Genomic DNA, 25,533 nt, shown 5'->3' on the forward strand with positions numbered 1-25,533 from the left:
GAGGCTCACATGCAGCAGCTGGCTCGCACTCCCGTTTTTCTTTTCGTATCGCGGTTCATCCGGCGCCCGATAGCGGCCCGTGCGGCGGCCGTGCTGCTGGCGGGCTGCGTGGCGGCCGCCGGCCATGCGGCGCCTGCCGCCATGCAGTCCGCCACCAAGCTCGCCTTCGGCGACGCCGGCACCCTGTTCGTGGCCGACTGGAAGGGTGCGCGCATCTACGCGCTGCCGGTCGCGGCGCCGGCCAAGGCGGCCGGCAAGACCTTCAACCTGATGGACGTGCAGGCGCCAATCGCCAGGGCGCTCGGCGTGGCCCCGTCGGCACTGCGCTTCGAGGACCTGGTGGTGCAGCCCGACAGCGAACTGGCCTTTGTCGCGCTGACGGTACGGGCAGGGAAGGGCAAGTCGTCGCCGGCCATCGTCAGCATCGACGCTAGCGGCAAGGTGGCGCGGCTCGACCTGGCCAAGGCGGTCAGTAGCGCCAGCTCGGCCGCGATCACCGACGCGCCCTCGGCCGACCTGGCCTTCTGGCGCGACCTGCCGGCGCAAACGCTGACCGTCACGGACATGCGCTTCCACCAGAACAAGCTCTACGTGGCTGGCCTGTCCAACCGCAGCTTCGCCTCGACCCTGCGGGTGTACGACTACCCGTTCAGCGGCAAGGCCCAGGCCACCACCATCGAGATGTACCATCCGGTGCACAACGAGATCGAGACGCGGGCGCCGATCCGCAGCATGGCGGTGATGACCATCGCAGGCGAGCCGTCGCTGCTGGCCGCCTACACCTGCACGCCGCTGGTGATCATCCCGCTCAAGGACCTGAAGGACGGCGCCCACATCGTCGCCAAGACGGTGGGGGAGATGGGCTGGGGCAGCGCGCCGAACGGCCTGGTCACCTTCAGGCAGGGCGACGTCGAGTATGCGCTGCTGGCCAATTCCAGCCGCTCGGCCGACCTGATGACGGCGTCCGACCTGGGCGCTGCCGCCGGCGCGCCCGGCGTGACCACGCCGATCGACTGGCCGGCCAAGCCTTATCTCGGCGTGAAAGGGATGATGACGCCGCTGGCGCCGGTGATGCGCATCGATAACCTGAACGCCGGGCTGCTGCTGGCGCTGCGGCGCGAGGATGCCGGCGGCAATATGCAGCTGGTCTCTATCCCCAAGGGTGCCTATCTGCGCTTGAGCGACTTCGTCAACGAATACGACTTCCCCGACTACAAATATCCGGACGGCGACAAGTTCCGCGATTTCCACAAATATGCGCGCGGCCTGGAGGGCTATCCTGAACTGGCGCGCTAGCGCCGGGGTGCTGGCGCTGCTGCTGCCGGGACTGGTGATAGCCGGCGTGCTGGTCACGCCGTCGGGGCCGGAAGTGCCGGAAAACCTGCTGCGCATCGAGCTGCATCTCGACACGCCGTTGTCCGCGCCGCTGGACATCCGGCGCGTGGTCCTGCTCGACAGCGCCGGCGTCCCCATCGACGGCGCCTTCCTCGACCTGCCGCTGGCCGACCCGGACGGCAGGGCGGTGGCGCTGCTGCTGCATCCCGGACGCATCAAGACCGGCGTCGGCCCGAACCTGGCGCTGGGGACGGCGCTGCACGCCGGCCAGGCCGTGCGCCTGCGCATAGCCGACGCGCAACTGGGCCGGGTGGTGGAAAAACAGTGGCGTGTGGCGCCACCTTTGCGGCAGCTCATCGATCCCCAGCGCTGGACGGTGCATGCTGTCAAACGGGGTAGCAGGCAGCCGCTGCGGGTCGCGTTTCCCACCGCGCTCGATGGCGATGCGGCGCCGCTGATCGCGCTGCAGGGACCGGATGGCCGGCGCGTGGCCGGTGCGGCCCGGCTGCTGTCCGGCGAGCGCGAGTGGCGCTTTACGCCGGCGCCGGCCTGGCGTCCCGGTACTTATCTGTTGCGCGTGCACCCGAGGCTGGAAGATCCGCAGGGCAATCGCCTGTGCTCGGCGTTCGAACAAGCCGGGCAGAGCAGTCAGGCGTGCGCTGAGGAAGGGCGACTCGAGTTTATAATCAATTAATAGTTTGCCACGCCGCAACTGCGGCACATTTTGGAGACTGCCATGCAAAAACGTACTTTCCTGCTTCGTTCCACGATCGCCCTGGCGCTTGGCCTGGGCCTGGGCGCCTGCACTACCACCACCACGTCCGGCAAGGCCGATTCCGCGGCGGTCCGCACGGAGATCGAGCAGGGCGCCCACAGCACGCTGGAGCGGCTGTATTCGGAAGTGAAGGGTTCGCGCGAGCTGGTGCGCAAGGCCAACGGCGTGCTGGTGTTCCCGCGCGTGCTGGCGGCCGGCCTGGTGGTGGGCGGCGAGTACGGCAAGGGCGTGCTGCATAGCGGCAGCCAGACGGTGGATTACTACAGCGTGGCGTCGGTGTCGGTCGGCTTCCAGGCCGGCGCGCAGTCGAAGGCCGTGGTGCTGTTGTTCATGACCAAGGATGCGCTGGATAAATTCCGCAACAGCAAAGGCTGGACCGCCGGCGTCGACGGCTCGGTGGCGCTGCTGAAAGTGGGTGCCAACGGCGAGATCGACACCACCACCGCCAACAATCCGGTGCAGGCGCTGGTGCTGACCAACGCCGGCCTGATGGCCAACCTGAATCTCGAAGGCACCAAGATCTCCAAGCTGGAGCTGTAATCCCGGCGGCCGGCGCGGAAAAGGCTTTGCCGCCGCGCTGGTTGCGGCTAACCTATGGTTTTTGACCACAGGGATACCCCGATGAGCCGTAACATCCTCGACGAAGCACATATCCACCCGGCCGTACGCGACTATGTCAGCGGCTACCACCGCGACCTGGTGGCGGAAGTGCAGGCGGCCGTGGCGGCCAACACCGTCGTCGTGGTCGGCATGGGACTCAATCCGTTTCCGCGCAAGGCCCGCAAAATCCTCGACGGCTTGGGCACGCCTTACGCTTACCTCGACTACGGCAACTACTTCACCGAATGGCGTCCGCGCATCGCGCTGAAAATGTGGACAGGCTGGCCGACCTTCCCGATGATCTTTGTAAAAGGCACGCTGATCGGCGGCGCCACCGACCTGCAGAAGCTGGTCGACCAGGGCGAATTCGCGCGCATGGTGGCGTGATGCAAACGCTGGCGCTGCGGCTCAATCCCGGCGACGACCTGCGCGCCTCGGTGGTGGCGGCCTTGCTGGCCAGCGGCCACGAGGCCGGCTTCGTGCTGCAGGGAATCGGCAGCCTGAACGTGGCGCAGCTGCGCTATGCGGGCGTGCCGCAGCCCGACGAACTGCGCGGCGACCTGGAAATCCTGACCGTGGCCGGATCGATCTCGGCCGACGGCGCGCACCTGCACATGTCGGTGTCGGATGCGCAGGGGCGGGTGCTGGGCGGCCACGTCTGCGCCGGCTGCCTGGTGCGCACCACGGCGGAGCTGCTGCTGGCGCTGCTGCCCGGCCAGCGCTTCACGCGCGAGCTGGACCCGCGCACCGGTTATCCGGAATTGAAGATAGCCTAGTCCGGATCGGTTTCGTTGATCTTTTCCGTCAGCTCCTTCAGCGGCGCCGGCGCTTCGTCCAGGTGATAGCGCACGCAGTGCGGCTGCTTGCCGTCTTCGCAGACTTCCAGGTCGTATTGAAAATCCCAGGACTTCGGCGCCGACTTGGTCAGCGCAGGCGGCAGCGCGAAAAAATCCGTCGCATGGATCAGGTTTTGCAGCTCGGCCGCCTGGTCTTTCGGCAGCCGGGCCAGGTCCAGCGTGCGCGTCTGCGCGCCGGCGGGGCCGGTAAATCCGCCGGTACATCGTAACTTCAACAGCATCTCATTCTCCTTAAACGACGCCCACCACTTTCCATGCGGCCTGTATCGCGTGCTGCTCGGCCGAATCGGCGCCGTACAGCAACGTGGCGGCCTGGGTGGTGGCCTTGGCCATGTCGGCAAACGTGGCGTTCGACGTCAGCAATCCCAGCGCCTTGTACCAGATCGGCGCCGCCTTGTCCCAGGAGTTGCCCTTGAGCGCGACGGCCGCCGCGTAAAACGCGTGGTTGGGTATGCCGGAGTTGGTGTGGACGTCGCCGCCTTCCACATATCCCGCCATGGTCTTGGGTTGATCGTCGCCGGACCAGGTTAGTTCCCGGTTGCCCGGATCGGCCATCGAGCGCAGCGCCTTGCCGACGCCGGGAGCCATCAGGCCGGCGCCGATCAGCCAGTCGGCCTGTTCGACGCTCTGTTTCAGCGCCCACTGCTTGACCACGCTGCCGAACACGTCGGAGATCGATTCATTCAGCGCGCCGCTCTGGTTTTCGTAGACCAGGCCGCCGGGCACCGCATACTGGGTGACGCCGTGGGTCAGCTCGTGGCCGATAACGTCGATGGCGCCGGTGAAGCCGAGGAACAGCTTGCCGTCACCGTCGCCGTAGACCATCTGCTGGCCGTTCCAGAAGGCGTTGTTGAACTTGTTCTGGTAATGCACAGTGGAATCGATGCGCAAGCCCTTGTTGTCGATGGAGTTGCGCTTCAGTACTTCGCGGTAGAAGTCGTAGGTGGCGCCGGCGCCGTCATACGCCTGGTTGACGGCGACGTCGGCCACGGCCGCCGCGCCTTCGCCGCGCACCAGCTTGCCGGGCAGCGTGGACTTGTGCCTGGCGTCGTAGACGGTGCGGCGCTTCTCGCCGGCGGAGGCGATACCCATCGCGACCGGCGTCACCGAGCGCTGGCCGCGCAGGTGGGCCGATATTTCGCACTGATCCAGCAGCAACTGACGTTCGGCAGGCGTCACGGCCGCAGACTCGGCCAGCTTGCGCAACATTTTCGACGGGATAATGAAGCAGGTGCAGTTGAGCGGCTGTGACGACATGGCGATCTCCTTCGCGAAAGCAATAGTGTCTTTATACACTTGTTTCCATTGCTGGGATGTCACGATTGCTCAGCGCGGAAAAATCTCTGCAGGGTTCGTCGAAATGGCGGAGGAGGGCCATATCTCGGCTATGGATTTTTATTTTGGAGACTATTGAGTTGTGCGCATTTCGGTCTGATTCAATTACGTGGCCGCAGGGGATCGAGCAGGGCGCGCAGGTTGTTGTGGTCGAGCTCGTACATCAGCGCGATCAGGCCGCCCAGCTCGCCGGAGGGAAAACCCTCGCGCGCAAACCAGCCCAGGTAGTGGCCGGGCAGGTCGGCGATGAGGCGGCCCTTGTATTTACCGTAAGGCATTTCGCGGGTCAGCAGCAGGGCAAGTTTTTCGGAATTCATGGGATAGGAGTGCACACAATCGGATTACTGATGCAGCTATCTTACCTTTCGCCACATCAAAAATATTTACAAAATTCTCTAGACGACTGGTCTAATCGTTGATATATTGCAGTCCATGAGTACAGCGACTGCATCCCAACCCGTAGATGTCCGGGAGAACATCATTGCCACCGGCCAGCGCATCATGGCTGGCAAGGGGTTCTCGGCCGTCGGCCTGAACGAGATATTGACGGGTGCCGGAGTGCCCAAGGGTTCCTTCTACCATTATTTCGGGTCGAAGGATGCGTTTGGCGAGGCGCTGCTGGATAGCTACTTCGATGACTACCTGGCCGAGATCGACGCCACGCTGGCGCAACCCGGCCTGACGATGGCGCAACGGCTGATGAACTACTGGCAGGCGTGGCAGCAGGCGCAATCGTTTTTCGATTGCCAGGGCAAATGCCTGGCCGTGAAACTGGCGGCCGAAGTGGCGGACTTGTCGGAGGCAATGCGGCTGGCGCTCAAGCGGGGGACTTCGGGCATCGTCACCCGTCTGGCGCGGGCGATCGAGGCCGGGGTGGCCGAGGGATCGCTGTCCATCGACGATGACGCGGACAGCACGGCGCACAGCCTGTATCAGCTGTGGTTGGGCGCCAGCGTGATGGTGAAGATAGGGCGCACTATGGAACCGTTCGAGACGGCCTTGTCGACTACCCGCAGGATTCTTCATCTTCCCCCTGATTAAGGAGGGGGATCATGGCATTTCTGTAGAGATGCTTTTTTTTGCCAGTCATCTAGACGACTGGTCTACTAGTAATACTTATTTTTAATCATTCAAGGAGAAACAACATGAAAAAAGTTCTGATGGTTCTGACTTCGCACAGCGAACTGGGTGACACCGGCCGCAAGACCGGCTTCTGGCTCGAAGAGCTGGCCGCGCCGTATTACGCTTTCAAGGATGCCGGCTTGCAGGTGGTGCTGGCCTCGCCGCTGGGTGGACAGCCTCCGCTGGACCCGAAGAGCAACGAGCCGTCGTTCCAGACCGAGCTGACGCGCCGCTTCGAAGCGGATGCGGCGGCGACCGCGCAACTGGCCGCCACCGTGCGCCTGGACAGCGTGACGCAGGCCGATTTCGACACCGTGTTCTACCCGGGCGGCCACGGCCCGCTGTGGGACCTGGCCGAAGACAAGAACTCGATCGCGCTGATCGAATCCTTCATCGCCGCCGACAAGCCCGTCGCGCTGGTGTGCCACGCGCCTGGCGTGCTGCGCCACGTCAAGACGCCGGCGGGCCGCCCGCTGGTCGAAGGCAAGAAAGTGACCGGCTTTACCAACACCGAGGAGGAAGCCGTCGGCCTGACGAACGTGGTGCCGTTCCTGGTCGAAGACGAACTCAAGGCCAGCGGCGGCGTGTATTCCAAGGGCGAGGACTGGGGTTCGTACGTGGTTCGCGACGGTCTGCTGATCACCGGCCAAAACCCGGCATCGTCGGCCGCCGCGGCAAGCCTGCTGATGCAACGGATCGCCTGAGCGACGGCCCGTCACGCTAACGAACAAGGAAAGGGCAGTGCCATGCTGGAACATATCAAGTCCTCAGGTTGGTTGCGGGATGCAAACTTCATCAACGGCGCCTGGGTGGCGGCCGACGATCGCCGCGTCCATGGCGTGGATGATCCGGCCAGCGGCAAGTCGCTGGGATCGATCGCCTGGTCGGGCGCTGCTGAAACGCGGCGCGCCATCGACGCCGCGCAAGCCGCGTTCGCCGATTGGTCGATGACGACCGCCGCCGAGCGGGCCGGTTTCCTGCTGAAGATCGCCGCCATCGTCCGCGAGAACCTGGATGACCTGGCTGGCCTGCTGACCCTTGAACAGGGCAAGCCGCTGGCGGAGGCGCGCGCCGAGATGAAGCTCGGTGCCGACTACATCCAGTGGTTTGCCGAGGAAGCCCGCCGCATCAATGGTGAAATCATCCCGTCGCCATGGAAGGGCCGGCAAATCCTGGTGACGCGCGAGCCGGTCGGCGTCGTCGGCGCCATCTCGCCCTGGAATTTCCCGTTCTCCATGTTGGCGCGCAAGATCGCCCCGGCGCTGGCGGCAGGCTGCACCGTGGTCGCCAAGCCGTCGGAGTTCACGCCGTATTGCGGCCTGGTGTGGGGCGTGCTGGCCGAAAAGGCCGGCTTGCCCGCCGGCGTCGTCAACGTGGTGACGGGCGACGCTGCGGCGATCGGCGGCGCGCTGGTGGCGGATGCCAGGGTGCGCAAGCTCACCTTCACCGGCTCGACCCGCGTCGGCAAGCTGCTGTACGCACAGTCGGCGGCGACGATGAAAAAACTGTCGCTGGAATTGGGCGGCAACGCGCCGTTCATCGTGTTTGACGACGCCGACATCGAGCAGGCGGTCGAAGGCGCCGTCGCCGCCAAATTCCGCAACAGCGGGCAGACCTGCATCTGCGCCAACCGCATCTACGTGCAGGACGGCATCTACGACGAATTTGCGCGGAGGCTGAGCGAGCGCGTGGCGGCGCTGAAGGTGGGCAACGGTTTCGTTGCCGGCGTCCAGCAGGGGCCGTTGATCAACGCGGCCGCCGTGGAAAAAGTCGAGGCGCACGTCGCCGACGCACAGGCCAAGGGCGGGCGGATCCTGGCCGGCGGCCGGCGCCATGCACTGGGCGGCACCTTCTTCGAACCGACCGTCATCGCCGATGCCACGGCCGGCATGTTGATTGCGCACGAGGAAACCTTCGGCCCCGTCGCCGCCTTGTTCCGCTTCCATGACGAACAGCAGGTCATCGACGCTGCCAATGCGGAACCGTTCGGCCTTGCCGCCTATTTCTACAGCCGCGAGCTGGCCCGCGCCTTCCGCGTCGCCCGCGCGCTGGACAGCGGCATGGTCGGCGTCAACGAAGGCCTGGTAACGACCGAGGTGGCGCCGTTTGGCGGCGTCAAGGACAGCGGCATAGGCCGCGAAGGATCGAGCCACGGCATCGACGAATACCTGAGCCTGAAGTACGTCAGCCTCGGCGGTCTGTAATCATCTCAAGTTTGTTGATCTGACAGCAAATATATTTGCGATTTTCGTGTCTTTTTCTCAGTAAAGAAAGTACCGATACTGCATGACATCAACTTTTCAGGAGTTAAGTCATGCCTATTGCCTTGCTGGCGCTGACCATCAGCGCGTTTGCCATCGGGACCACCGAGTTTGTCATCGTCGGCCTGCTGCCGACCATCGCCGCCGATCTGGGCGTGAACCTGCCGTCGGCCGGCCTGCTGGTCAGCCTGTACGCGCTGGGCGTGGCCATCGGCGCGCCGGTGCTGACCGCGCTGACCGGCAAGGTGCCGCGCAAGGCGCTGCTGGTATCGCTGATGGTGCTGTTCACCCTCGGCAACCTGCTGGCCTGGAAAGCGCCCAGCTATGAATCGCTGGTGATCGCCCGCATCCTGACCGGGCTGGCGCACGGCGTGTTCTTCTCGATCGGCTCGACCATCGCCACCTCGCTGGTGCCGAAGGAAAAGGCGGCCAGCGCGATCGCCATCATGTTCACCGGCCTGACCGTGGCGCTGGTGACCGGTGTGCCGCTGGGCACCTTCATCGGCCAGCACTTCGGCTGGCGCGAGACGTTCCTGGCCGTGTCCGCGCTGGGCGTGCTGGCCTTCGTCGGCAGCCTGCTGTTCGTGCCGTCGTCGATCAAGCACAACAAGCCGGCCTCGCTGCTGCAGCAGGTCAAGGTGCTGGGCGAGCCGCGCCTGCTGCTGGTGTATGCGATCACGGCGCTGGGCTACGGCGGTTCGTTCACCGCCTTCACTTTCCTGGCGCCGATCCTGACCGACATTTCCGGCTTCAGCGCCAACACGGTCGGCCTGGTGATGCTGGTGTACGGCGTGTCCGTCGCGGTCGGCAATATCTGGGGCGGCAAGCTGGCGGACCGGCGCGGTCCGATCGGGGCGCTGAAAATCATCTTCCTCGGCCTGGCCGCGGTGCTGCTGGTGGTGACCTTCGCCGCGCCGTACAAGTGGCTGATGGTGGCGACCGTGCTGGCATGGGGCGCCGTGGCCTTCGGCAACGTGGCCGGCCTGCAAGTGTATGTGGTGCAGCAGGCCGAGCACTACACACCGCGCGCCGTCGACGTGGCCTCGGGCCTGAACATCGCCGCCTTCAACCTCGGCATCGCCGGCGGCGCCTGGGGCGGCGGCCTGATCGTCGAACGCCTGGGCCTGCTGCACACCGGCTGGATCGGCGGCCTGGTGGTGCTGGGCGCGCTGGGCCTGACCGCGCTGAGCGGCCGCCTCGACCGTTTGAGCCCGCGTCCGGCCAGCGCCGGCGGCGAAAAGTCGATTCATGCCGTGGCGCACTGAGCAGTGTATATTGGCGGCGAATTGAATCACTCGCCGCCGGAATACCCTTCATGTCTGCTGTTTCCCTGTTCTGCCTCGTCTTCGCTTATTTCGCCTTGCTGCTGGCCGTGGCCTGGCGCACTTCCCGCAACGCCACCAACGACAGTTTCTTCATCGGTAACAAGAGCAGCAACTGGATGCTGGTGGCGTTCGGCATGGTCGGCACCACGCTGAGCGGTGTCACCTTCATCAGCGTGCCCGGCGCCGTAGGCCGCGACGGCTTCGGCTACCTGCAGGTGATCCTCGGCTACGTGCTCGGCTACATCGCCGTCGCCGCCATCCTGCTGCCGCTGTACTACCGCCTCAAGCTCACCTCGATCTACCACTATCTCGACATCCGGCTGGGCCGCCGCTCGTACCAGAGCGGCGCCGCCTTCTTCATCCTGTCGCGCACGCTGAGCGCGTCGGCGCGGCTGTACCTCGTCGTCAACATCCTGCAGGCCACCATCCTCGACAGCTTCGGCGTGCCGTTCTGGCTGACCACGCTGGCGATCCTGGCCATGATCCTGCTGTACACCTACGAAGGCGGCGTCAAGACCATCGTCTGGACCGACACGCTGCAAACCGCCGGCATGCTGCTGGGCCTGGTGATCTGCGCCGGCTGGCTGCTGTCGCAGCTGGACCTGAGCCTGCCCGCCAGCCTGGCGCAAATGCAGGCGCAGGGACTGGCCCGGGTCGTCACCAGTTCGGTCGACAGTCCCGCCTATTTCTGGAAGCAGGTGCTGGCCGGCTTCTTCATCGTGCTGGCGATGACCGGCATGGACCAGGAAATCATGCAGAAAAATATCTCGGTGCGGACGCTGCGGGATTCGCAAAAGAACATGCTGCTGCTGACCGTCGTGCTGACGGCGGTGCTGGTGCTGTTCATGTTCCTCGGCGGCCTGCTGACCCTGTACGCGCCCACCGTCGGCCTGGCCGCGACGGGCGACAAGCTGTTCCCGGCCGTCGTCATGGGCCATATGCCGGCCGCCGTGCAACTGGTGTTCTTCATCGGCCTGGTGTCGGCGCTGTTCCCGAGCGCTGACGGCGCCATGACCGCGCTGACGTCCACTTTCTGCATCGACATCCTCGGCATGCAGCGCCGCGCCGACCTGGCGGCCGAGGCCCAGGTGCGCCTGCGCCATCGCGTGCACCTGGGCTTCTGCCTGCTGTTCCTGCTGCTGGTGCTGCTGTTCAAATGGGTGGACAACGCCAGCATGATAGGCCTTGTATTGAAGCTGACCGGCTATACCTATGGGCCATTGCTTGGCCTGTTCGCCTTCGGCATCCTGACCCGCCGCGCGCTGCGCGACCGCTGGGTACCGCTGGTGGCGCTGGCTGGCCCTTGCTTGTGCTATGTCATTGATATCAATCAGAAATTGCTTTTCGGCAGCTACCGGCTGGGCCTGGAGCTGCTTATCATGAATGGCTTGCTGGTGTTTGCCGGCCTGCTGCTGATTTCGCACCCAAGGCCAGCACGGTAAGCTCGCCATGCGCTATTATTCTTGCAAATTACGCAATCACCTGGAGTATTGATGAGCAGATCCCCGTTTTCCTATATCCGCAGCGGTTTTGCTTTCTTCTGGCGGGCGCTGGACGCCGGCCGCCGCACGATACTGAACCTGCTGTTCCTGGCGCTGTTGATCGTGCTCGCTTACGCGATCTTCGGCGGCGGCGCCAAGCCGCTGTCGTCCAAGACCACGCTGGTGCTGGACCTGAAAGGCCAACTGGTCGAGCAGTCGAGCGCCAACGCGCGCGACGCGCTGGTCAACAGCGTGCGCGGCGGCGAGACCCACAAGATGATGCAGCTGCGCGACGTGCTGGCCGTGCTGGAAACGGCCGCCAAGGATCCCGACATCAGCGGCGCCGTGTTGCTGACCGACGAGATGGAGGGCGGCGGCCAGGCCATGCTGCGCGAAGTGGCGGCCGGCATCGACCGCTTCAAGGCCGCCGGCAAGCCGGTGGTGGCCTGGGGTTCCAGCTACGACCAGCGCCAGTACCTGCTGGCCGCGCACGCCAGCGAGGTCTATCTGCATCCGATGGGCATGGTGCTGCTGGAAGGCTTCGGCCGCTACCGCAACTACTACCGCGACGCGCTCGACAAGCTGGGCGTGACGGTCAACCTGCTGCGCGTGGGCACCTACAAGAGCTTCGGCGAACCGTACATCGCCAACGGCCCGTCGCAGGCCGCCACCGAGGCGGAATCGTATCTGAACAACGCGCTGTGGACGTCCTACACCGGCGACGTCGAGAAGGCGCGCAAGCTGCCGGAAGGTCAGATCATGAAGACCATCAACGACCTGCCGGCCAAGGTGGCCGAGGCCAATGGCGACCTGGCCAAGGTGGCGCTGTCGGCCAGGCAGGTCGACGGCCTGAAGACCAAGGATGAAATCCGCCAGATGATGATCGCGCGCGGCGCCCGCGACACCGACGGCAAGACCTTCCGCCAGATTAATTTCGACGACTACCTGGCCCGCGTTCATCCGAAGCTGACCGGCGATGCCATCGGCGTGGTGGTGGCGCAGGGCGAGATCAGCGACGGCACCGCCGGTCCGGGCTCCATCGGCGGCGACTCGACCTCCAAGCTGATACGCGCCGCGCGCGAGGACGACCGCATCAAGGCCATCGTGCTGCGCGTCGATTCGCCCGGCGGCAGCGCCTTCGCCTCGGAGCTGATCCGTCGCGAACTGGAACTGACGCGCTCCGCCGGCAAGCCGGTGGTGGTCTCGATGGGCAATGTGGCCGCTTCCGGCGGCTACTGGATCTCCATGTCGTCCGACGAAGTGATCGCCGACCCGAACACCATCACCGGTTCGATCGGCGTGTTCGCCATCCTGCCGACCGCCGACAAGGTGATCGACAAGCTGGGCATCCACACCGCCGGCCAGCCGACCACCTGGCTGGGCGACGCCACCAATCCGCTGCGCCCGCTGGACCCGCGCTTCGGCCAGGTGATCCAGGGCAGCATCAACCACGTCTACGCCGAGTTCACCACGCGCGCCGCCAAAGCCCGCAAGACCACGCCGGAAAAAATCGACGCGGTGGCGCAGGGCCGCGTGTGGACCGGCGCGCAAGCGAAGGATCGCGGCCTGGTCGACACGCTGGGCGGCTATCGCGACGCGCTCAAGTCGGCCGCCAAGCGCGCCAAGCTGGGCGACGACTACCGCGTGGTCTACATCGAACGCGAGACCAGCAAGTTCGACCGCTTCATCGAGATGATAGGCGGATCGACGGCGCAGGCTGTGGCGCAGGGCATAGGCGCGCAGATCGGCGCCCAATTGCGTCTCGGCGCCGTCGCCAGCACCGGCCTGCCGCCTAGCGTGGCGAGCGGCATCGTCAACGACCTTGGCTGGCTGTCGGATATCACGGTGGCGCACAAGCCGTTCACCGCGATCACGCACTGCCTGTGCGAATCGCCTTGATGAACGGCGAAATCGGCATCCGCGCCGCCGCGCGCGGGGACGAGGAGGCCTTGTCCGCGGTGGGCAAGGCCAGCTTCCTCGAAGCGTTTGCCGGCATCCTCGATGGCGGCGACATCATCGCCCACTGCGAGCGCCAGCACGCGCCGACCGTCTATCGCGACTGGCTGGCCGACGCCGGCATGCGCATCTGGCTGGCGGAAGCCACGCCGGGCAGGGCGCCGATAGGCTACCTGGTGCTGGCGCCGGCCAAGCTGCCGGTGGCCGAACCGCGCGCGGATGACCTTGAGATCAAGCGCATCTACCTGCTGCACCGCTTTCACGGACAGCGCGTCGGCAAGCGGCTGATGGATGCGGCGGTGGACCATGCGCGCGCACGCGGCGCGGGCCGCGTGCTGCTGGGCGTCTATGCGGGGAATGTCAATGCGCTGGCGTTTTACCGGCGCTGCGGCTTTGCGCAAATCGGCCAGCGCACCTTCCGCGTCGGCGACACCGATTACGACGACGTCATTTTGGCCCTGGAGCTGGGGCCTGCAACAGCGGCAGCGTAATCTCGAAGCTGCTGCGGCCATCGTTCATCATGGCGCAGCGCGCTTCGCCGCCGTGGCGGCGGGCGATCTGGCGCACCAGCGCCAGGCCCAGTCCCGCGCCGCTGTTGTCGCGCGTCGAACGCCGGCGGTAAAACGGCTCGAACACCCGCTCGTATTCCGTCTCCGGTATGCCGTGGCCCAGATCCCATACGGTCAGTTTCGCCATGCCGTCCTGGTTGGCGATGCGTACCTGCGCCGGCGGTATGCCGTGGCGGTGCGCGTTTTCCAGCAGGTTGCGCAGCAGCCGGCGCAGCAGGCGCGGATCGCCGTTGACGACGGCCGATTCGCCTTCCAGCACGGCGCCGTCGTAGCGCGCGCATTCCTCCGCGGCCAGCGCCAGCAGGTCCACTTCTTCCAGCTCGGTGTCGTCGGCCACCGCGTCCAGCCGGCTGGCCAGCAGGATCTCGTCGAGCAGGTCATTCAGTTCGGCGATGTCCTGTTCCAACCCGGCGCGGCGTTTCGGATCGATGCCGTCCTTGATCAGCTCCAGCGCCAGGCGGATGCGCGCCAGCGGCGTGCGCAATTCGTGCGAGGCGTTGGCCAGCAGCGTCTTGTGCGCGCCGACCAGTTCCTCGATCTGGTCGGCGGCGCGGTTGAAGCTGCGCGCCAGCCGCGCCACCTCGTCCTTGCCCTCGATCTGTACGCGCGCCTTCAAGTCGCCGGCGCCCAGCGATTCCACGCCTGTCTGCAGCCGCTCCAGCCGCTTGGTCAGGCGCCGCACCAGCGGGAAGGCGGCCATGCCGATGCCCAGCGCAAGCAGCAGCAGGGCGTTGTGCAGCATGGCCTTGGGTCGGGTGAAGCCCAGCGGTTCGCTCGACAGCAGGCGCCGGCCGTCCGGCAGCCGCACATACGATTCGGGCGGCGGACCGGCTACGTCCTGATGACGCCAGTGACGCGCCGGGATCTGCTCGCCGACCACCGCCAGCGGCGTCCAGTCGCGGCTGTACAAGGTCATGTGCGCATCCAGCCTGCCGACCACGCGTTCCAGCGCGGCCTGCTGCTCCGCAGGCGGCGCGTCGGCCGGCGCCAGCATGTTCTGCATGACCACCGCCAGCGTGGCGTTGGAGCGTTCCAGCGGGCCGCCGGTTCGGTGCCACAGCATCAGCACGGCCATCGCGAACAGCGCAAGGCTCAGCAGCAGCGCCACGTAAAAGCTGAAGTAAAGACGGGGCAGGCCAAAGTCCAGCCTTGCCAGCCAGCGTGGACGGGCCTTCAATCCTGCACCTTGGCGAACAGGTAGCCGGCGCCGCGCACGGTGATGATGCGGCGCGGTTTTTTCGGATCGTCTTCGACGGCGGCGCGGATGCGCGACATGTGGACGTCGATCGAGCGGTCGAAGGCTTCCAGCGGTTCACCCTTCAGCAGCTCCATCAGGCTGTCGCGCGACAGTACGCGGCCGGCGTGACGCGCCAGCACCAGCAGCAGGTCGAACTGGTAGGCGGTCAGTTCGCAGGGCGTGCCGTCGAGCCGGGCGGCGTGGGCCGCCGTGTCGATCTCCAGGCGGCCGAAGCGCAGGAAGTCGGCGTGGTGATGCATGGCGCCGTGCTGGGCGTTCTCCGGCTGCGGGCGATGCTCGACGCGGCGGCGCAGGATGGCGCGCAGCCGCGCCAGCAGCTCGCGTGGTTCGAACGGTTTGGGCAGATAGTCGTCGGCGCCGATTTCCAGGCCGATGATGCGGTCGATGGCATCGCCGCGCGCGGTCAGCATCAGCACCGGAATGTCGGACACGGCGCGCAACTGGCGGCAGACATCGAGGCCGTCCATATCGGGCAGCATCAGGTCGAGCACCACGGCGTCGATCTGGCCGGTGGCGATGTGCGTCAGCGCCTCGCGGCCGTTGGGCGCGTGGGTCACGTGGAACGACGCCTGGCCGAGATACTCTACGAGCATCTCGGCCAGGCGCGGATCGTCTTCGACCAACAGAATGCGGTCGTTGGTGCGGTCGGCTGCAGTATTCATGCGGCCCATTCTACGGTCAGGCTGCCCGCTTCACAAGGCGCCCGGACCGCCGTGCATGCCGCGTCCGTGCATCTTCGACAGGTGATCGGCCAGCTTCTGGCGCTGGGCTGGCGTAAGGGTATCCCCTACGTCGGCCATCAGCTGCACCAGCCGTTTGGAAGCCTGGTCGGCCAGCGCGATGCCTTGGGCGCGGGTGGTTTCCAGCGCGGCGCGGTCGATGGTTGGCGCGCCCATCTGCTGCGCCAGCTGTTTGTGGAGTTGCCCCAGCTGCTCATGCAGCGGCTTGATATCGTCCATGGCGGCTTTCACCAGCGGTTCGATCTTGGCCTTTTGCGCGTCGGTGGCGTCCACTTCCACGTACAGGTGCTTGAGCATATGCCCTGCATGGGCGCCGTCCATGTGGCGCTCGACGGCGAAGGCGCCGGCGCCGGCAAAGATGGCTGCGCCCAGCAGGAAGGCGGCGGTGGTCTGGCGGTTGAAGATACTCATGTTCGGTCCTCGTTTGGTTGATTTGGGAGACAACGAGGCCAGTGTGCGCCGCAATCATGAAGCAAGGATGTGGGCGAGGTAAAGATATGTAAAGGCAGTTTAACGAAAGGTACGCAAAGTCCTTGATTTGTAGCGAGTTTGTATCGGCGTGGGCGGGTTAACTGACAGCGGCGCGGGCCCTGTGCTAGAGTCCACGGATTGATCGCCATGGTGTTTTTGCCATGGGCACGCACGCCTAAAAAGGACAAAGATGGACACACAAGTCAAGCCGGCCCAGACTGCCACCCCACCGAAGCGCAGCCGCCGTTCCAGGATCGTCGGCAGCGTCATCGCCGTCGCCGCCATGGCGGGACTGGGTGGGCTGGCTTGGTATCTGACACACCAGCCGGCAAGCACCGGTGCCGGCGGCCCTCCCGGCGCGGGCGGCCCCGGTGGGCCTGGCGGTCCTGGCGGCGCCGGTCGCCGCGGCGGCGGCCCTACCACCACGGTCGGCGTGGCGACGGCGGAAAAGGCCGACATCCCGGTCACGCTGGAAGCGCTGGGCACCGTGACGGCAGCAGCCACCACCACCGTGCGTCCGCAGGTGTCGGGCATCCTGCAGAGCGTATTGTTCAAGGAAGGCCAGATGGTCAAGGCTGGCCAGGTGCTGGCGCAGATCGATCCGCGCCAGTTCGAAATGGCGCTGCTGCAGGCTTCAGGCCAACGCCAGCGCGACGAGGCACAGCTGGAAAACGCCAAGCTGACGCTGAACCGCTATCGCACGCTGCTGGGCCAGGACTCGATCGCCCGCCAGGACGTGGATACGCAGGCGGCCCTGGTCAAGCAGCTGGAAGGCACCGTCATGACCGACCGCGCGCAGGAAGGCACGGCCAAGCTGAATCTGGGCTACACCAAGGTCATCGCGCCGATCACCGGTCGCGTGGGTCTGCGCGTGGTCGACATCGGCAACCTGGTGGGTTCCGGCGACGCCAACGGCATCGCGGTGATTACCCAGCTGTCGCCCATCGACGTGGAATTCTCGGTCCCGCAGGACAGCGTACCGGGCGTGATGCGCCAGGTGAACGACGGCGCGTCGCTGAACGCGATCGCGCTCGACCGCACCCGCACCAATGCGCTGGATAACGGCAAATTCTCGGCGATGGACAACCAGGTCGACGTGCAGACTGGCACGGTGAAAGCCAAGGCGCGCTTCGCCAACGCCAAGTTCTCGCTGTTCCCGAGCCAGTTCGTCAACGTGCGGCTGGAACTGCGCACCATCAAGGATGCGATCATGGTGCCGGTGACGGCGGTGCGTCACGGCACGAATGGCGATTTCGTCTACATCCTCAAGGCCGACAAGACCGTCACTATCCGCCCGATCACGCGCGGCCAGGCCACGGTAGACAAGGTGCAGATCGCCACCGGCGTGCAGGCGGGCGAGCAGGTGATCACCGAAGGCGCGGACCGCCTGAAGGAAGGTTCGAAAGTCACGCTGCCCGGCGCTGGCGGCGGCCGCCACGGCGCCAACGGTGGCGCCGCGGCCGATGGCGCTTCCGCGCCGGCCCCGGGCGAACGTCGTCACCGCAAAGAACAAGGCGCGGCACAACAATGAGTCCATCAGCACCATTCATCCAGCGTCCGGTAGCGACATCGCTGCTGATGCTGGCGATCGTCCTTGCCGGTATCGTCGGCTTCAAGTTCCTGCCGCTGTCGGCGCTGCCGCAGGTGGATTTCCCCACCATCCAGGTGCAGACGCTGTACCCCGGCGGCAGTCCTGAGGTGATGGGCCAGACCGTGACCGCGCCGCTGGAGCGCCAGTTCGGCCAGATGGCCGGCCTGCAGCGCATGAGCTCCACCAGCGCCGCCGGCGTCTCCATCATCACGCTGCAGTTCGGCCTGGGCCAGACGCTGGACGTGGCCGAGCAGGAAGTGCAGGCCGCCATCAACGCCGGAGCCTCGCTGCTGCCGACCGACCTGCCGGCGCCGCCGGTCTACGCCAAGGTCAACCCGGCCGACGCGCCGGTGCTGACGCTGGCCATCACCTCGGACACGATGCCGCTGACCGAGGTGCAGAACGTGGTCAACACCCGCCTGGCGCTGAAGATCAGCCAGGTCTCCGGCGTCGGCCTGGTCACGCTCAGCGGCGGCCAGCGCCCCGCCGTGCGGATCCAGGCGGACACCAACGCGCTGGCGTCCTACGGCCTGGGCCTGGACACGCTGCGCACCGCGATCACCGCCGCCAATGCCAACGGCGCCAAGGGCAGTTTCGACGGCCCGACCCGCGCCTACAGCATCAACGCCAACGACCAGCTGGTGACGGCCAAGGATTACAAGGAACTGATCCTGGCCTACAAGAACGGCGCCCCGGTGCGCCTGACCGACGTCGCCGTCGTCAAGGACAGCGCCGAAAACGTCGAGCTGGGCGCATGGTCCGGCAACAAGCAGGCGATCATCCTCAACGTGCAGCGCCAGCCCGGCGCCAACGTCATCGCCACGGTGGACGCGATCAAGGCCCGCCTGCCGGAACTGCAAGCGGGCCTGCCCGGCGCGATGCACGTCGAGGTGCTGAGCGACCGCACCACCGGCATCCGCGCCTCGGTCGAACACGTGGAGATGGAACTGATGCTGGCCGTGGTGCTGGTGGTGCTGGTGATCTTCGCCTTCCTGCACAGCCTGCGCGCCACCGTCATCGCCAGCCTGTCGGTGCCGATCTCGCTGATCGGCACCTGCGGCGTCATGTATTTGCTGGGCTACAGCCTGAACAACCTGTCGCTGATGGCGCTGACCATCGCCACCGGTTTCGTGGTCGACGACGCGATCGTCATGATCGAGAACATCGCCCGCTACATCGAAGAAGGCGAAGAGCCGATGGCCGCCGCGCTGAAAGGCGCCACGCAGATCGGCTTCACCATCATCTCGCTGACGGTGTCGCTGATCGCCGTGCTGATTCCGCTGCTGTTCATGGGCGACGTGGTCGGCCGCCTGTTCCGCGAATTCGCGATCTCGCTGGCGATCACCATCCTGATCTCCGCCGTGGTCTCGCTGACGCTGGTGCCGATGATGTCGGCGCGCTGGCTCAAGAGCCATGCCGAGGAAAAGCCGAGCCGCTTCGCCAAACGCTTCCAGCAGTTCTTCGACTGGGTGATCGGCCACTACGACCGTTCGCTGACCTGGGTGCTGAACCATAGCGGCCTGACCTTGCTGGTGGCGCTGGCCACGCTGGCGCTGACGGTGCTGCTGTACGTGGTGATCCCGAAAGGGCTGTTCCCGACGCAGGACACGGGCCAGCTGCAAGCCCGCCTGGAAACCGGCAAGGCCGTTTCCTACGCCAAGATGGCGGACCTGCAGCAGCAGGCCGCGCGCCTGATCCTGGAAGATCCGGACGTCGGCACGCTGAGCTCCGTGGTCGGCGTGGACGCCGCCAACAACACCATGCTTCATACCGGCAGCATGCTGATCAACCTGAAGCACAAGCGCATCGGCAGCCAGCAGGAAACCATGGACCGCCTGCGCCAGCGCGTGTCCACGATCGCCGGCCTGACGCTGTACCTGCAGCCGACGCAGGACTTGACCATCGACGCCGAATCCGGCCCGACCCAGTTCCGCGTGTCGATCGAAGGGGCGGACAACGCCACCGTCAACCTGTGGGCGAACAAACTGGCGGAGCAGATGCGCACCAAGCATGAGCTGCGCAACGTGGTGTCCGACGTCGGCGCCAGCGCCAACGCGGCCTACGTCAGCGTCGACCGCGACAGCGCCTCGCGCATGTCGATCACCGCCGCCTCCATCGACGACGCGCTGTACAGCGCCTTCGGCCAGCGCATCGTCTCGACCATCTTCACCGAGACCAACCAGTACCGCGTGATCCTGGAAGCGCGCCGCGACGACATCACCACGCCGTCCGACCTGGGCAACCTGCAGATACGCACCGGCTCCGGCAAGGCGACGCCGCTGTCGGCGGTGGCCACCATCACCGAGCGCGCGGCGCCGCTGCAGGTTACCCACGTGGCGCAGTATCCCGCCACCACGCTGGGCTTCGACACCTCGCCGGGCGTCTCGCTCGGCACCGCGGTCGACAGCATCAAGCAGGCCGCCGCCGAGATCAAGTTCCCGGCCTCGGTGACGATGACCTTCCTCGGCGCTTCCGGCGCCTACCAGGCGTCGCTGTCGAACCAGTTGTGGCTGATCCTGGCCGCCGTGATCTGCGTCTACATCGTGCTGGGCGTGCTGTATGAAAGCTATATCCACCCGCTGACGATCCTGTCGACGCTGCCGTCGGCCGGCGTCGGCGCCTTGCTGGCGCTGCTTGTCAGCGGCCAGGACCTGGGCGTGATCGGCATCATCGGCATCATCCTGCTGATCGGTATCGTCAAGAAAAACGCCATCATGATGATCGACTTCGCCATCGAGGCGGAGCGGGAGCAGGGCAAGCCGCCGCGCGAGGCGATCCACCAGGCGGCGCTGCTGCGCTTCCGTCCGATCCTGATGACGACGCTGGCCGCGCTGTTTGCCGCCGTGCCGCTGATGTTGGGCTGGGGCGAGGGCGCCGAATTGCGCCGCCCGCTGGGCCTGGCCATCTTCGGCGGCTTGATCGTCAGCCAGATGCTGACCCTGTTCACCACGCCGGTGATCTACCTCGGCTTCGACAGCCTGGCGCGGCGCTTCGGCCGCAAGACCGCCAATCCGCCGGCCCAGCCGCCGATGCAGCCTGAAGGTGGTGCGCTGTGAATCTGTCGTCGCCATTCGTCAAACGCCCGATCGCCACGGTCCTGCTGACCTGCGGCCTGGCGCTGGCCGGCATCGGCGCGTTCTTCGTGCTGCCGGTGGCGCCGCTGCCGCAGGTGGACTTCCCGGTGATCTCGGTCAACGCCAACCTGCCGGGCGCCAGCCCGTCGACGATGGCGACCAGCGTATCGACGCCGCTGGAGCGCCACCTCGGCGTGATCGCCGGCGTCAACGAGATGACGTCGCAATCGAACACCGGTTCGTCCAGCGTCACCTTGCAGTTCGACTTGAACCGCAACGTCGACTCGGTCGCGCGCGAGGTGCAGGCGGCGATCAATGCCAGCCGCGTCGACCTGCCGGCCACGCTGCGCAGCAACCCGACCTACCGCAAGGCCAACACCTCCGGCATCCCGGTCATGATCCTGGCGCTGACGTCGCACACCCGCACGCCGGGCCAGATCTTCGACGCCGTCTCCAACACGGTGCTGCAACGCCTGTCGCAAGTGACCGGCGTCGGCGACGTCGAGCTGGGAGGCAGCTCGCTGCCGGCCGTGCGCGTGGAGCTCAATCCATATGCGCTGAACCGCTACGGCCTGTCGATGGAAGACGTGCGCGCGGCGGTCCAGGCCACCAACGCCAATCGTCCGCGCGGCGCCTTGCAGGGCAACGGACGCCGGCTGCAGATTTATTCCGTATCGGCCAACGCCAGCGGCGGCCGCAGCGCAGCCGACTACCGCAAGCTGGTGGTCGGTTGGCGCAACAACAGCGCGATCCGCCTGCAGGATGTGGCGGAAGTGGTCGATGGCGTCGAAGATCAGAACAACCTGGGCCTGTTCAACGGCCAGCCGGCGATCATCGTCGTGTTGCGGTCGCAGGCCGGCGCCAACGTCATCGAAACCGTCAACAGCGTGCGCGCGCAGCTGCCGCAGCTGCAGGCGCAACTGCCGTCCGACATCAAGATCGACGTCGCCAGCGACAGCACCAATTCGATCCGCTCCTCGCTGCACGAAATCGAGATCACGCTGATCATCTCCATCCTGCTGGTGGTGCTGGTGGTAAGCGCCTTCCTGCGCAGCGTGCGCGCCACCATCGTGCCGGCGGTGGCGACCGTGGTGTCGCTGCTGGGTACTTTTGGCGCCATGTATCTGCTGGGTTTCAGCCTGAACAACCTGTCGCTGATGGCGCTGACGGTGGCCACCGGCTTCGTCGTCGACGATGCGATTGTGGTGCTGGAAAATACCACCCGCCACATCGAGGCCGGCATGGACCGCTTCGAGGCGGCGCTGCTGGGCGCGCGCGAGGTGGGCTTCACCGTGCTGTCGATCAGCCTGTCGCTGATCGCCGTGTTCATTCCGCTGCTGTTCATGGGCGGCCAGTTCGGCGCGCTGTTCAAGGAATTCGCCGTCACGCTGTCGGCCGCGGTGATGATTTCGCTGGTGGTCTCGCTGACCACCACGCCGATGATGTGCGCCTGGCTGCTGACGCCGGGCCACACCCATGCCAAGCCGCCGGGCCGCATTGCCCGCTTCTTCGAGCGCGGCTTCGACATGGTGCTGAAGACTTACGAACATAGCCTGGACTGGGCGCTGTCGAGCGTGTGGCTGGTGATGCTGAGCCTTGTGTTCGTGATCGGCCTGAACTTCTACCTGTTCGCGGCGATACCGAAGGGCGGCTTCCCGCAGCAGGATACGGGCCAGATCAACGGCGGCATCCGCGCCGACCAGAGTATCTCGTTCCAGGCCATGCAAGGCAAGTTGCGCCAGCTGGTCAATATCATCAAGGACGATCCGGACGTGGCCACGGTGGTCGGCTTTACCGGCGGCCGCCGCGCCGGCGGTGGTTTCATGTTCATCAACCTGAAGCCGGCCAACCAGCGCACGGTGGCGGGGCAGGCCGTGATCGCGCGCCTGCGGCCCAAGCTGGCCAGGGTGACCGGCGTGAGCCTGTTCCTCAGTCCCGTGCAGGATTTGCGGGCCGGCGGCCGCCAGGCCAATTCCAACTATCAGTACACGCTGAAGAGCGACAACCAGGCCGACTTGAAGAAGTGGGCCAGCCGTCTGGCCGAGGCGATGAAGGGGCAGCCCGCGATGACCGACGTCGATACCGACCAGGCGGACAACGGCGTCGAAACCTTCGTCACCATCGACAAGAGCAGCGCCTCGCGCCTGGGCCTGTCGGCGCGCGACGTCGACAACGCCTTGTACGACAGCTTTGGCCAGCGCCAGGTCGCCACCATCTACGATGAGCTGAACCAGTATCACGTCATCATGGAAGTGCCGCGCGAGTTCGCCAAGAGCCCGGAAGCGCTGAAGGACGTGTACGTGCCGTCGAAAGGCCTGCCTGCTCCTAGCGCCAGCAATCCCAACGGCGCCCCGGTGGCGGTGACTGTGGCGGCCACCGGCACCACCGGTACGACCGGCAGCACCACCGGCACGACCAGCGGCACGAGCACCAACACCGCCAACGCCACGCCGGCCAACGTCGCCGCGCCGGCGGTCAGGGATGCGTCGTCCGGTTCGGCGCTGAGCACCCAGGCCACGACGATGGTGCCCTTGTCGACGTTGGCGTCGTTCGCAGAAAGCTCGGCGCCGACCTCGATCAACCACCAGGACGGCGAACTGGCGACCACCATCGCCTTCAATCTGCAGGAGGGCAAGAGCCTGTCCGACGCGGCCCAGCAGATCAAGGAGGCCGAAGCGCAAATCGGCATGCCGAACAATGTGCGCGGCAGCTTCCAGGGCTCGGCCAAGGCCGCGCAGGACAGCAACAAGTCGCTGCCGCTGCTGATCCTGGCCGCCATCGTCGTGATCTACATCGTGCTCGGCATCCTGTATGAAAGCCTGGTGCATCCGGTGACGGTGCTGACCACGCTGCCGTCTGCGGGCGTGGGCGCGGTGCTGGCGCTGCTGATCTTCAAGATGGAGTTCTCCACCATTTCGCTGATCGGCATCTTCCTGCTGATCGGTATCGTCAAGAAGAACGCCATCCTGATCATCGACTTCGCGCTGGAGGCGGAACGCTCGCGTGGCTTGTCTCCCGTCGAGGCGGTGCGCGAGGCCTGCCTGCTGCGCTTCCGCCCGATCCTGATGACGACACTGGCCGCGGCGCTGGGTGCGCTGCCGCTGGCGATCGGCTTCGGCGAAGGCTCGGAGTTGCGCCAGCCGCTGGGCGTCGCCATCATCGGCGGCCTGATCGCCAGCCAGGTATTGACCCTGCTGACCACGCCGGTGGTCTACATCCTGATGGACAAGCTGCGCCGCCGCAGCCCGTCCGAACAACATTTAAGCCGCATTCACAGCGAATCGCCGAGCACACCATGAGCAAATACGCACCATCCCCACGTTATCAACCGATCGCGCTGTCCGTGCTGGCCGCGCTGTTGGCCAGCGGCTGCGCGGTCGGCCCGGCCTACCAGCTGCCGTCCACGCCGCAGCCGGCGGCCTACAAGGAAACCGCCACCGACGCCGAGAAGGCCGCCGCCGGCTGGACCGCCGCCGCGCCGGCCGACACGCTGGAACGCGGTCCCTGGTGGCAGCTGTTCGGCGATCCGCTGCTGAACCAGATGGCCGACAGCATCGAAGTGTCGAACCAGAACGTCGCCGCCGCCGTCGCCAACTACGCGCAAGCACGCGCGCTGGTCGAGCAGCAGCGCGCCGCGCTGTTCCCGACCTTCGACCTGAACGCCAGCGCCAACCGCTCCGGCGGTGGCGGCAACACGCCGACCGGCAACGCCTACCGCGCCAACATCGGCGGCAGCTGGGAGCCGGATGTCTGGGGCAAGCTGCGCGCCGGCGCCAGCGGCGCCAAGGCCGGCCTGCAGGCCAGCGCCGCCGACCTGGCCGCCGCGCGCCTGTCGGCGCAGGGCGAGCTGGCCACCAATTACTTCTCGCTGCGCCAGACCGACGCCCAGAAGGCGCTGCTGGACGCCACCACCGAAGGCTACGAGCGCGTGCTGCAGATCACGCAGAACCGCTTCGACGCCGGCATCGCCGCCAAGTCGGACCTGCTGCAGGCGCAAACCCAGCTGGCCAACGCCCGCATCGACCAGGTGACGCTGGTCCGCCAGCGCGCCACGCTGGAACACGCGATCGCCGTCCTGCTGGGCAAGGCCGCCAGCGATTTCAGCCTGCCGCCGGCGCCGTGGAAAGTGGTGGTGCCCGACGTGCCGACCGGCGTGCCGTCGACGCTGCTGCAGCGCCGTCCGGACATCGCCTCGGCCGAGCGCCGCGTGGCCGCCGCCAACGAGCAAATCGGCGTCGCCCGCAGCGCCTACTTCCCCAGCCTGAACCTGACCGGCTCCTTCGGCTACGGTTCCAGCTCGACCGGCGGCTTGTTCAACGCCTCCAACAACCTGTGGTCGCTGGGCTTGTCGGCCGCGCAGACACTGTTCGACGCCGGCGCCACCAAGGCCCGCGTCAGCGGCGCCGTGGCGCAGCGCGACGCCACCATCGCCCAGTACCGCCAGACCGTGCTGGCGGCGTTTGCCGACGTCGAAAACCAGCTGGCCGCCACCCGCGCGCTGGCCCAGCAGCAGGACCTGCGCAAGCTGGCCTCCGAGGCGTCCGACCAGGTCGAGGCGCAGATGCTCAACCGCTACCGCGCCGGCCAGGTCAGCTACAGCGACGTGGTGACGGCGCAAAACACCGCGCTGGCCGCGCGCCGCGCGCTGGTACAGGCACAGGCCGACCGGCAGACCACGGCGGTTGCGCTGATCCAGTCGCTGGGCGGTGGCTGGCGCGCTGCGGGCGAATAGCCGAGTACGCTTGGTTTTTGGGCGTGACCTTTGTATAATCTTCTGGCAAGA

General features: G+C 66.2%; 22 protein-coding genes. 16 read left to right on the plus strand and 6 right to left on the minus strand.

The annotated features are described in order from the left end of the window. Positions 1-9: 9 nt before the first annotated feature. From ABWW33_RS16875 to ABWW33_RS16895, 5 genes are all read left to right on the plus strand, one after another. On the plus strand, positions 10-1,296 hold the full coding sequence (locus tag ABWW33_RS16875) for a hypothetical protein (RefSeq protein ID WP_353402933.1): 1,287 nt from the start codon (positions 10-12) through the stop codon (positions 1,294-1,296). Further along, a complete protein-coding gene (locus ABWW33_RS16880) occupies positions 1,256-2,029 on the plus strand; it encodes a hypothetical protein (RefSeq protein WP_353402934.1) in 774 nt (257 codons plus the stop codon). The genes ABWW33_RS16875 and ABWW33_RS16880 overlap by 41 nt, the downstream gene beginning before the upstream one ends. A gap of 42 nt (positions 2,030-2,071) precedes the next feature. After that, positions 2,072-2,650: a BPSL1445 family SYLF domain-containing lipoprotein gene (locus ABWW33_RS16885; RefSeq protein ID WP_176651782.1), complete on the plus strand. Its 579-nt coding sequence runs from the start codon at positions 2,072-2,074 to the stop codon at positions 2,648-2,650. A gap of 81 nt (positions 2,651-2,731) precedes the next feature. Then, positions 2,732-3,097 (plus strand): glutaredoxin, encoded by a 366-nt coding sequence (locus tag ABWW33_RS16890; protein WP_176651781.1) that lies wholly within the window; start codon positions 2,732-2,734, stop codon positions 3,095-3,097. Beyond that, complete coding sequence (locus ABWW33_RS16895) at positions 3,097-3,486, plus strand: PPC domain-containing DNA-binding protein (RefSeq protein WP_353402977.1); 390 nt, start codon at positions 3,097-3,099, stop codon at positions 3,484-3,486. The genes ABWW33_RS16890 and ABWW33_RS16895 overlap by 1 nt, the downstream gene beginning before the upstream one ends. Here ABWW33_RS16895 and ABWW33_RS16900 read toward each other — a convergent pair. The 3 genes from ABWW33_RS16900 to ABWW33_RS16910 form a co-directional block, all read right to left on the minus strand. After that, positions 3,483-3,788, minus strand: a complete 306-nt coding sequence (locus ABWW33_RS16900; RefSeq protein WP_353402935.1) for a protealysin inhibitor emfourin — start codon at positions 3,786-3,788, stop codon at positions 3,483-3,485. The genes ABWW33_RS16895 and ABWW33_RS16900 overlap by 4 nt on opposite strands. 10 nt (positions 3,789-3,798) lie before the next feature. Further along, complete coding sequence (locus tag ABWW33_RS16905; RefSeq protein WP_176651779.1) at positions 3,799-4,824, minus strand: M4 family metallopeptidase; 1,026 nt, start codon at positions 4,822-4,824, stop codon at positions 3,799-3,801. 179 nt (positions 4,825-5,003) lie between these two features. Continuing rightward, positions 5,004-5,219, minus strand: coding sequence for a DUF3820 family protein (locus tag ABWW33_RS16910; RefSeq protein WP_353402936.1), 216 nt, complete (start codon positions 5,217-5,219; stop codon positions 5,004-5,006). 115 nt (positions 5,220-5,334) lie between these two features. On the opposite strand from ABWW33_RS16910, the gene ABWW33_RS16915 reads away from it, so the two are divergent. The 7 genes from ABWW33_RS16915 (at position 5,335) to ABWW33_RS16945 (ending at position 13,538) form a co-directional block, all read left to right on the plus strand. After that, the gene (locus ABWW33_RS16915) at positions 5,335-5,943 is read left to right on the plus strand and encodes a TetR/AcrR family transcriptional regulator (protein ID WP_353402937.1); all 609 of its coding nucleotides are present in this window, start codon (positions 5,335-5,337) and stop codon (positions 5,941-5,943) included. A 104-nt stretch (positions 5,944-6,047) separates the two neighbouring features. Beyond that, positions 6,048-6,728: a type 1 glutamine amidotransferase domain-containing protein gene (locus ABWW33_RS16920; protein ID WP_353402938.1), complete on the plus strand. Its 681-nt coding sequence runs from the start codon at positions 6,048-6,050 to the stop codon at positions 6,726-6,728. A 42-nt stretch (positions 6,729-6,770) separates the two neighbouring features. Continuing rightward, positions 6,771-8,228, plus strand: coding sequence for an NAD-dependent succinate-semialdehyde dehydrogenase (locus ABWW33_RS16925; protein ID WP_353402939.1), 1,458 nt, complete (start codon positions 6,771-6,773; stop codon positions 8,226-8,228). 110 nt (positions 8,229-8,338) lie between these two features. Then, on the plus strand, positions 8,339-9,550 hold the full coding sequence (locus ABWW33_RS16930; RefSeq protein WP_176651763.1) for an MFS transporter: 1,212 nt from the start codon (positions 8,339-8,341) through the stop codon (positions 9,548-9,550). Between the two features lie 50 nt (positions 9,551-9,600). Beyond that, entirely contained in the window at positions 9,601-11,052 is a 1,452-nt protein-coding gene (locus tag ABWW33_RS16935) for a sodium:solute symporter (RefSeq protein ID WP_176651762.1), read from the plus strand. 51 nt (positions 11,053-11,103) lie between these two features. Next, positions 11,104-12,990 carry a signal peptide peptidase SppA gene (sppA, locus tag ABWW33_RS16940; RefSeq protein ID WP_353402940.1) on the plus strand — a complete coding sequence of 629 codons (1,887 nt, stop codon included), beginning with the start codon at positions 11,104-11,106 and terminating at the stop codon, positions 12,988-12,990. After that, positions 12,990-13,538 (plus strand): GNAT family N-acetyltransferase, encoded by a 549-nt coding sequence (locus ABWW33_RS16945; RefSeq protein ID WP_353402941.1) that lies wholly within the window; start codon positions 12,990-12,992, stop codon positions 13,536-13,538. The genes sppA and ABWW33_RS16945 overlap by 1 nt, the downstream gene beginning before the upstream one ends. Here the strand turns inward: ABWW33_RS16945 and ABWW33_RS16950 are convergent. Genes ABWW33_RS16950 through ABWW33_RS16960 form a run of 3 tightly spaced genes read right to left on the minus strand, consistent with a single transcriptional unit; the run spans position 13,495 to position 16,025 of the window. Further along, entirely contained in the window at positions 13,495-14,793 is a 1,299-nt protein-coding gene (locus tag ABWW33_RS16950) for a sensor histidine kinase (RefSeq protein WP_353402942.1), read from the minus strand. The two genes, ABWW33_RS16945 and ABWW33_RS16950, sit on opposite strands and share 44 nt — an antisense overlap. Then, positions 14,790-15,536 (minus strand): response regulator, encoded by a 747-nt coding sequence (locus ABWW33_RS16955; RefSeq protein WP_176651759.1) that lies wholly within the window; start codon positions 15,534-15,536, stop codon positions 14,790-14,792. The genes ABWW33_RS16950 and ABWW33_RS16955 overlap by 4 nt, the downstream gene beginning before the upstream one ends. A gap of 30 nt (positions 15,537-15,566) precedes the next feature. Continuing rightward, positions 15,567-16,025: a Spy/CpxP family protein refolding chaperone gene (locus ABWW33_RS16960; RefSeq protein ID WP_176651758.1), complete on the minus strand. Its 459-nt coding sequence runs from the start codon at positions 16,023-16,025 to the stop codon at positions 15,567-15,569. A gap of 250 nt (positions 16,026-16,275) precedes the next feature. On the opposite strand from ABWW33_RS16960, the gene ABWW33_RS16965 reads away from it, so the two are divergent. Genes ABWW33_RS16965 through ABWW33_RS16980 form a run of 4 tightly spaced genes read left to right on the plus strand, consistent with a single transcriptional unit; the run spans position 16,276 to position 25,482 of the window. Then, the gene (locus ABWW33_RS16965; RefSeq protein WP_353402943.1) at positions 16,276-17,616 is read left to right on the plus strand and encodes an efflux RND transporter periplasmic adaptor subunit; all 1,341 of its coding nucleotides are present in this window, start codon (positions 16,276-16,278) and stop codon (positions 17,614-17,616) included. After that, positions 17,613-20,732 carry an efflux RND transporter permease subunit gene (locus tag ABWW33_RS16970; protein ID WP_353402944.1) on the plus strand — a complete coding sequence of 1,040 codons (3,120 nt, stop codon included), beginning with the start codon at positions 17,613-17,615 and terminating at the stop codon, positions 20,730-20,732. The genes ABWW33_RS16965 and ABWW33_RS16970 overlap by 4 nt, the downstream gene beginning before the upstream one ends. Then, the gene (locus tag ABWW33_RS16975) at positions 20,729-24,049 is read left to right on the plus strand and encodes an efflux RND transporter permease subunit (RefSeq protein WP_353402945.1); all 3,321 of its coding nucleotides are present in this window, start codon (positions 20,729-20,731) and stop codon (positions 24,047-24,049) included. The genes ABWW33_RS16970 and ABWW33_RS16975 overlap by 4 nt, the downstream gene beginning before the upstream one ends. Further along, positions 24,046-25,482 (plus strand): efflux transporter outer membrane subunit, encoded by a 1,437-nt coding sequence (locus tag ABWW33_RS16980; RefSeq protein ID WP_353402946.1) that lies wholly within the window; start codon positions 24,046-24,048, stop codon positions 25,480-25,482. The genes ABWW33_RS16975 and ABWW33_RS16980 overlap by 4 nt, the downstream gene beginning before the upstream one ends. Positions 25,483-25,533 lie beyond the last annotated feature (51 nt).

Origin of the sequence: Duganella hordei (assembly GCF_040369125.1) — a bacterium.
GTDB lineage: Bacteria > Pseudomonadota > Gammaproteobacteria > Burkholderiales > Burkholderiaceae_D > Rugamonas > Rugamonas hordei.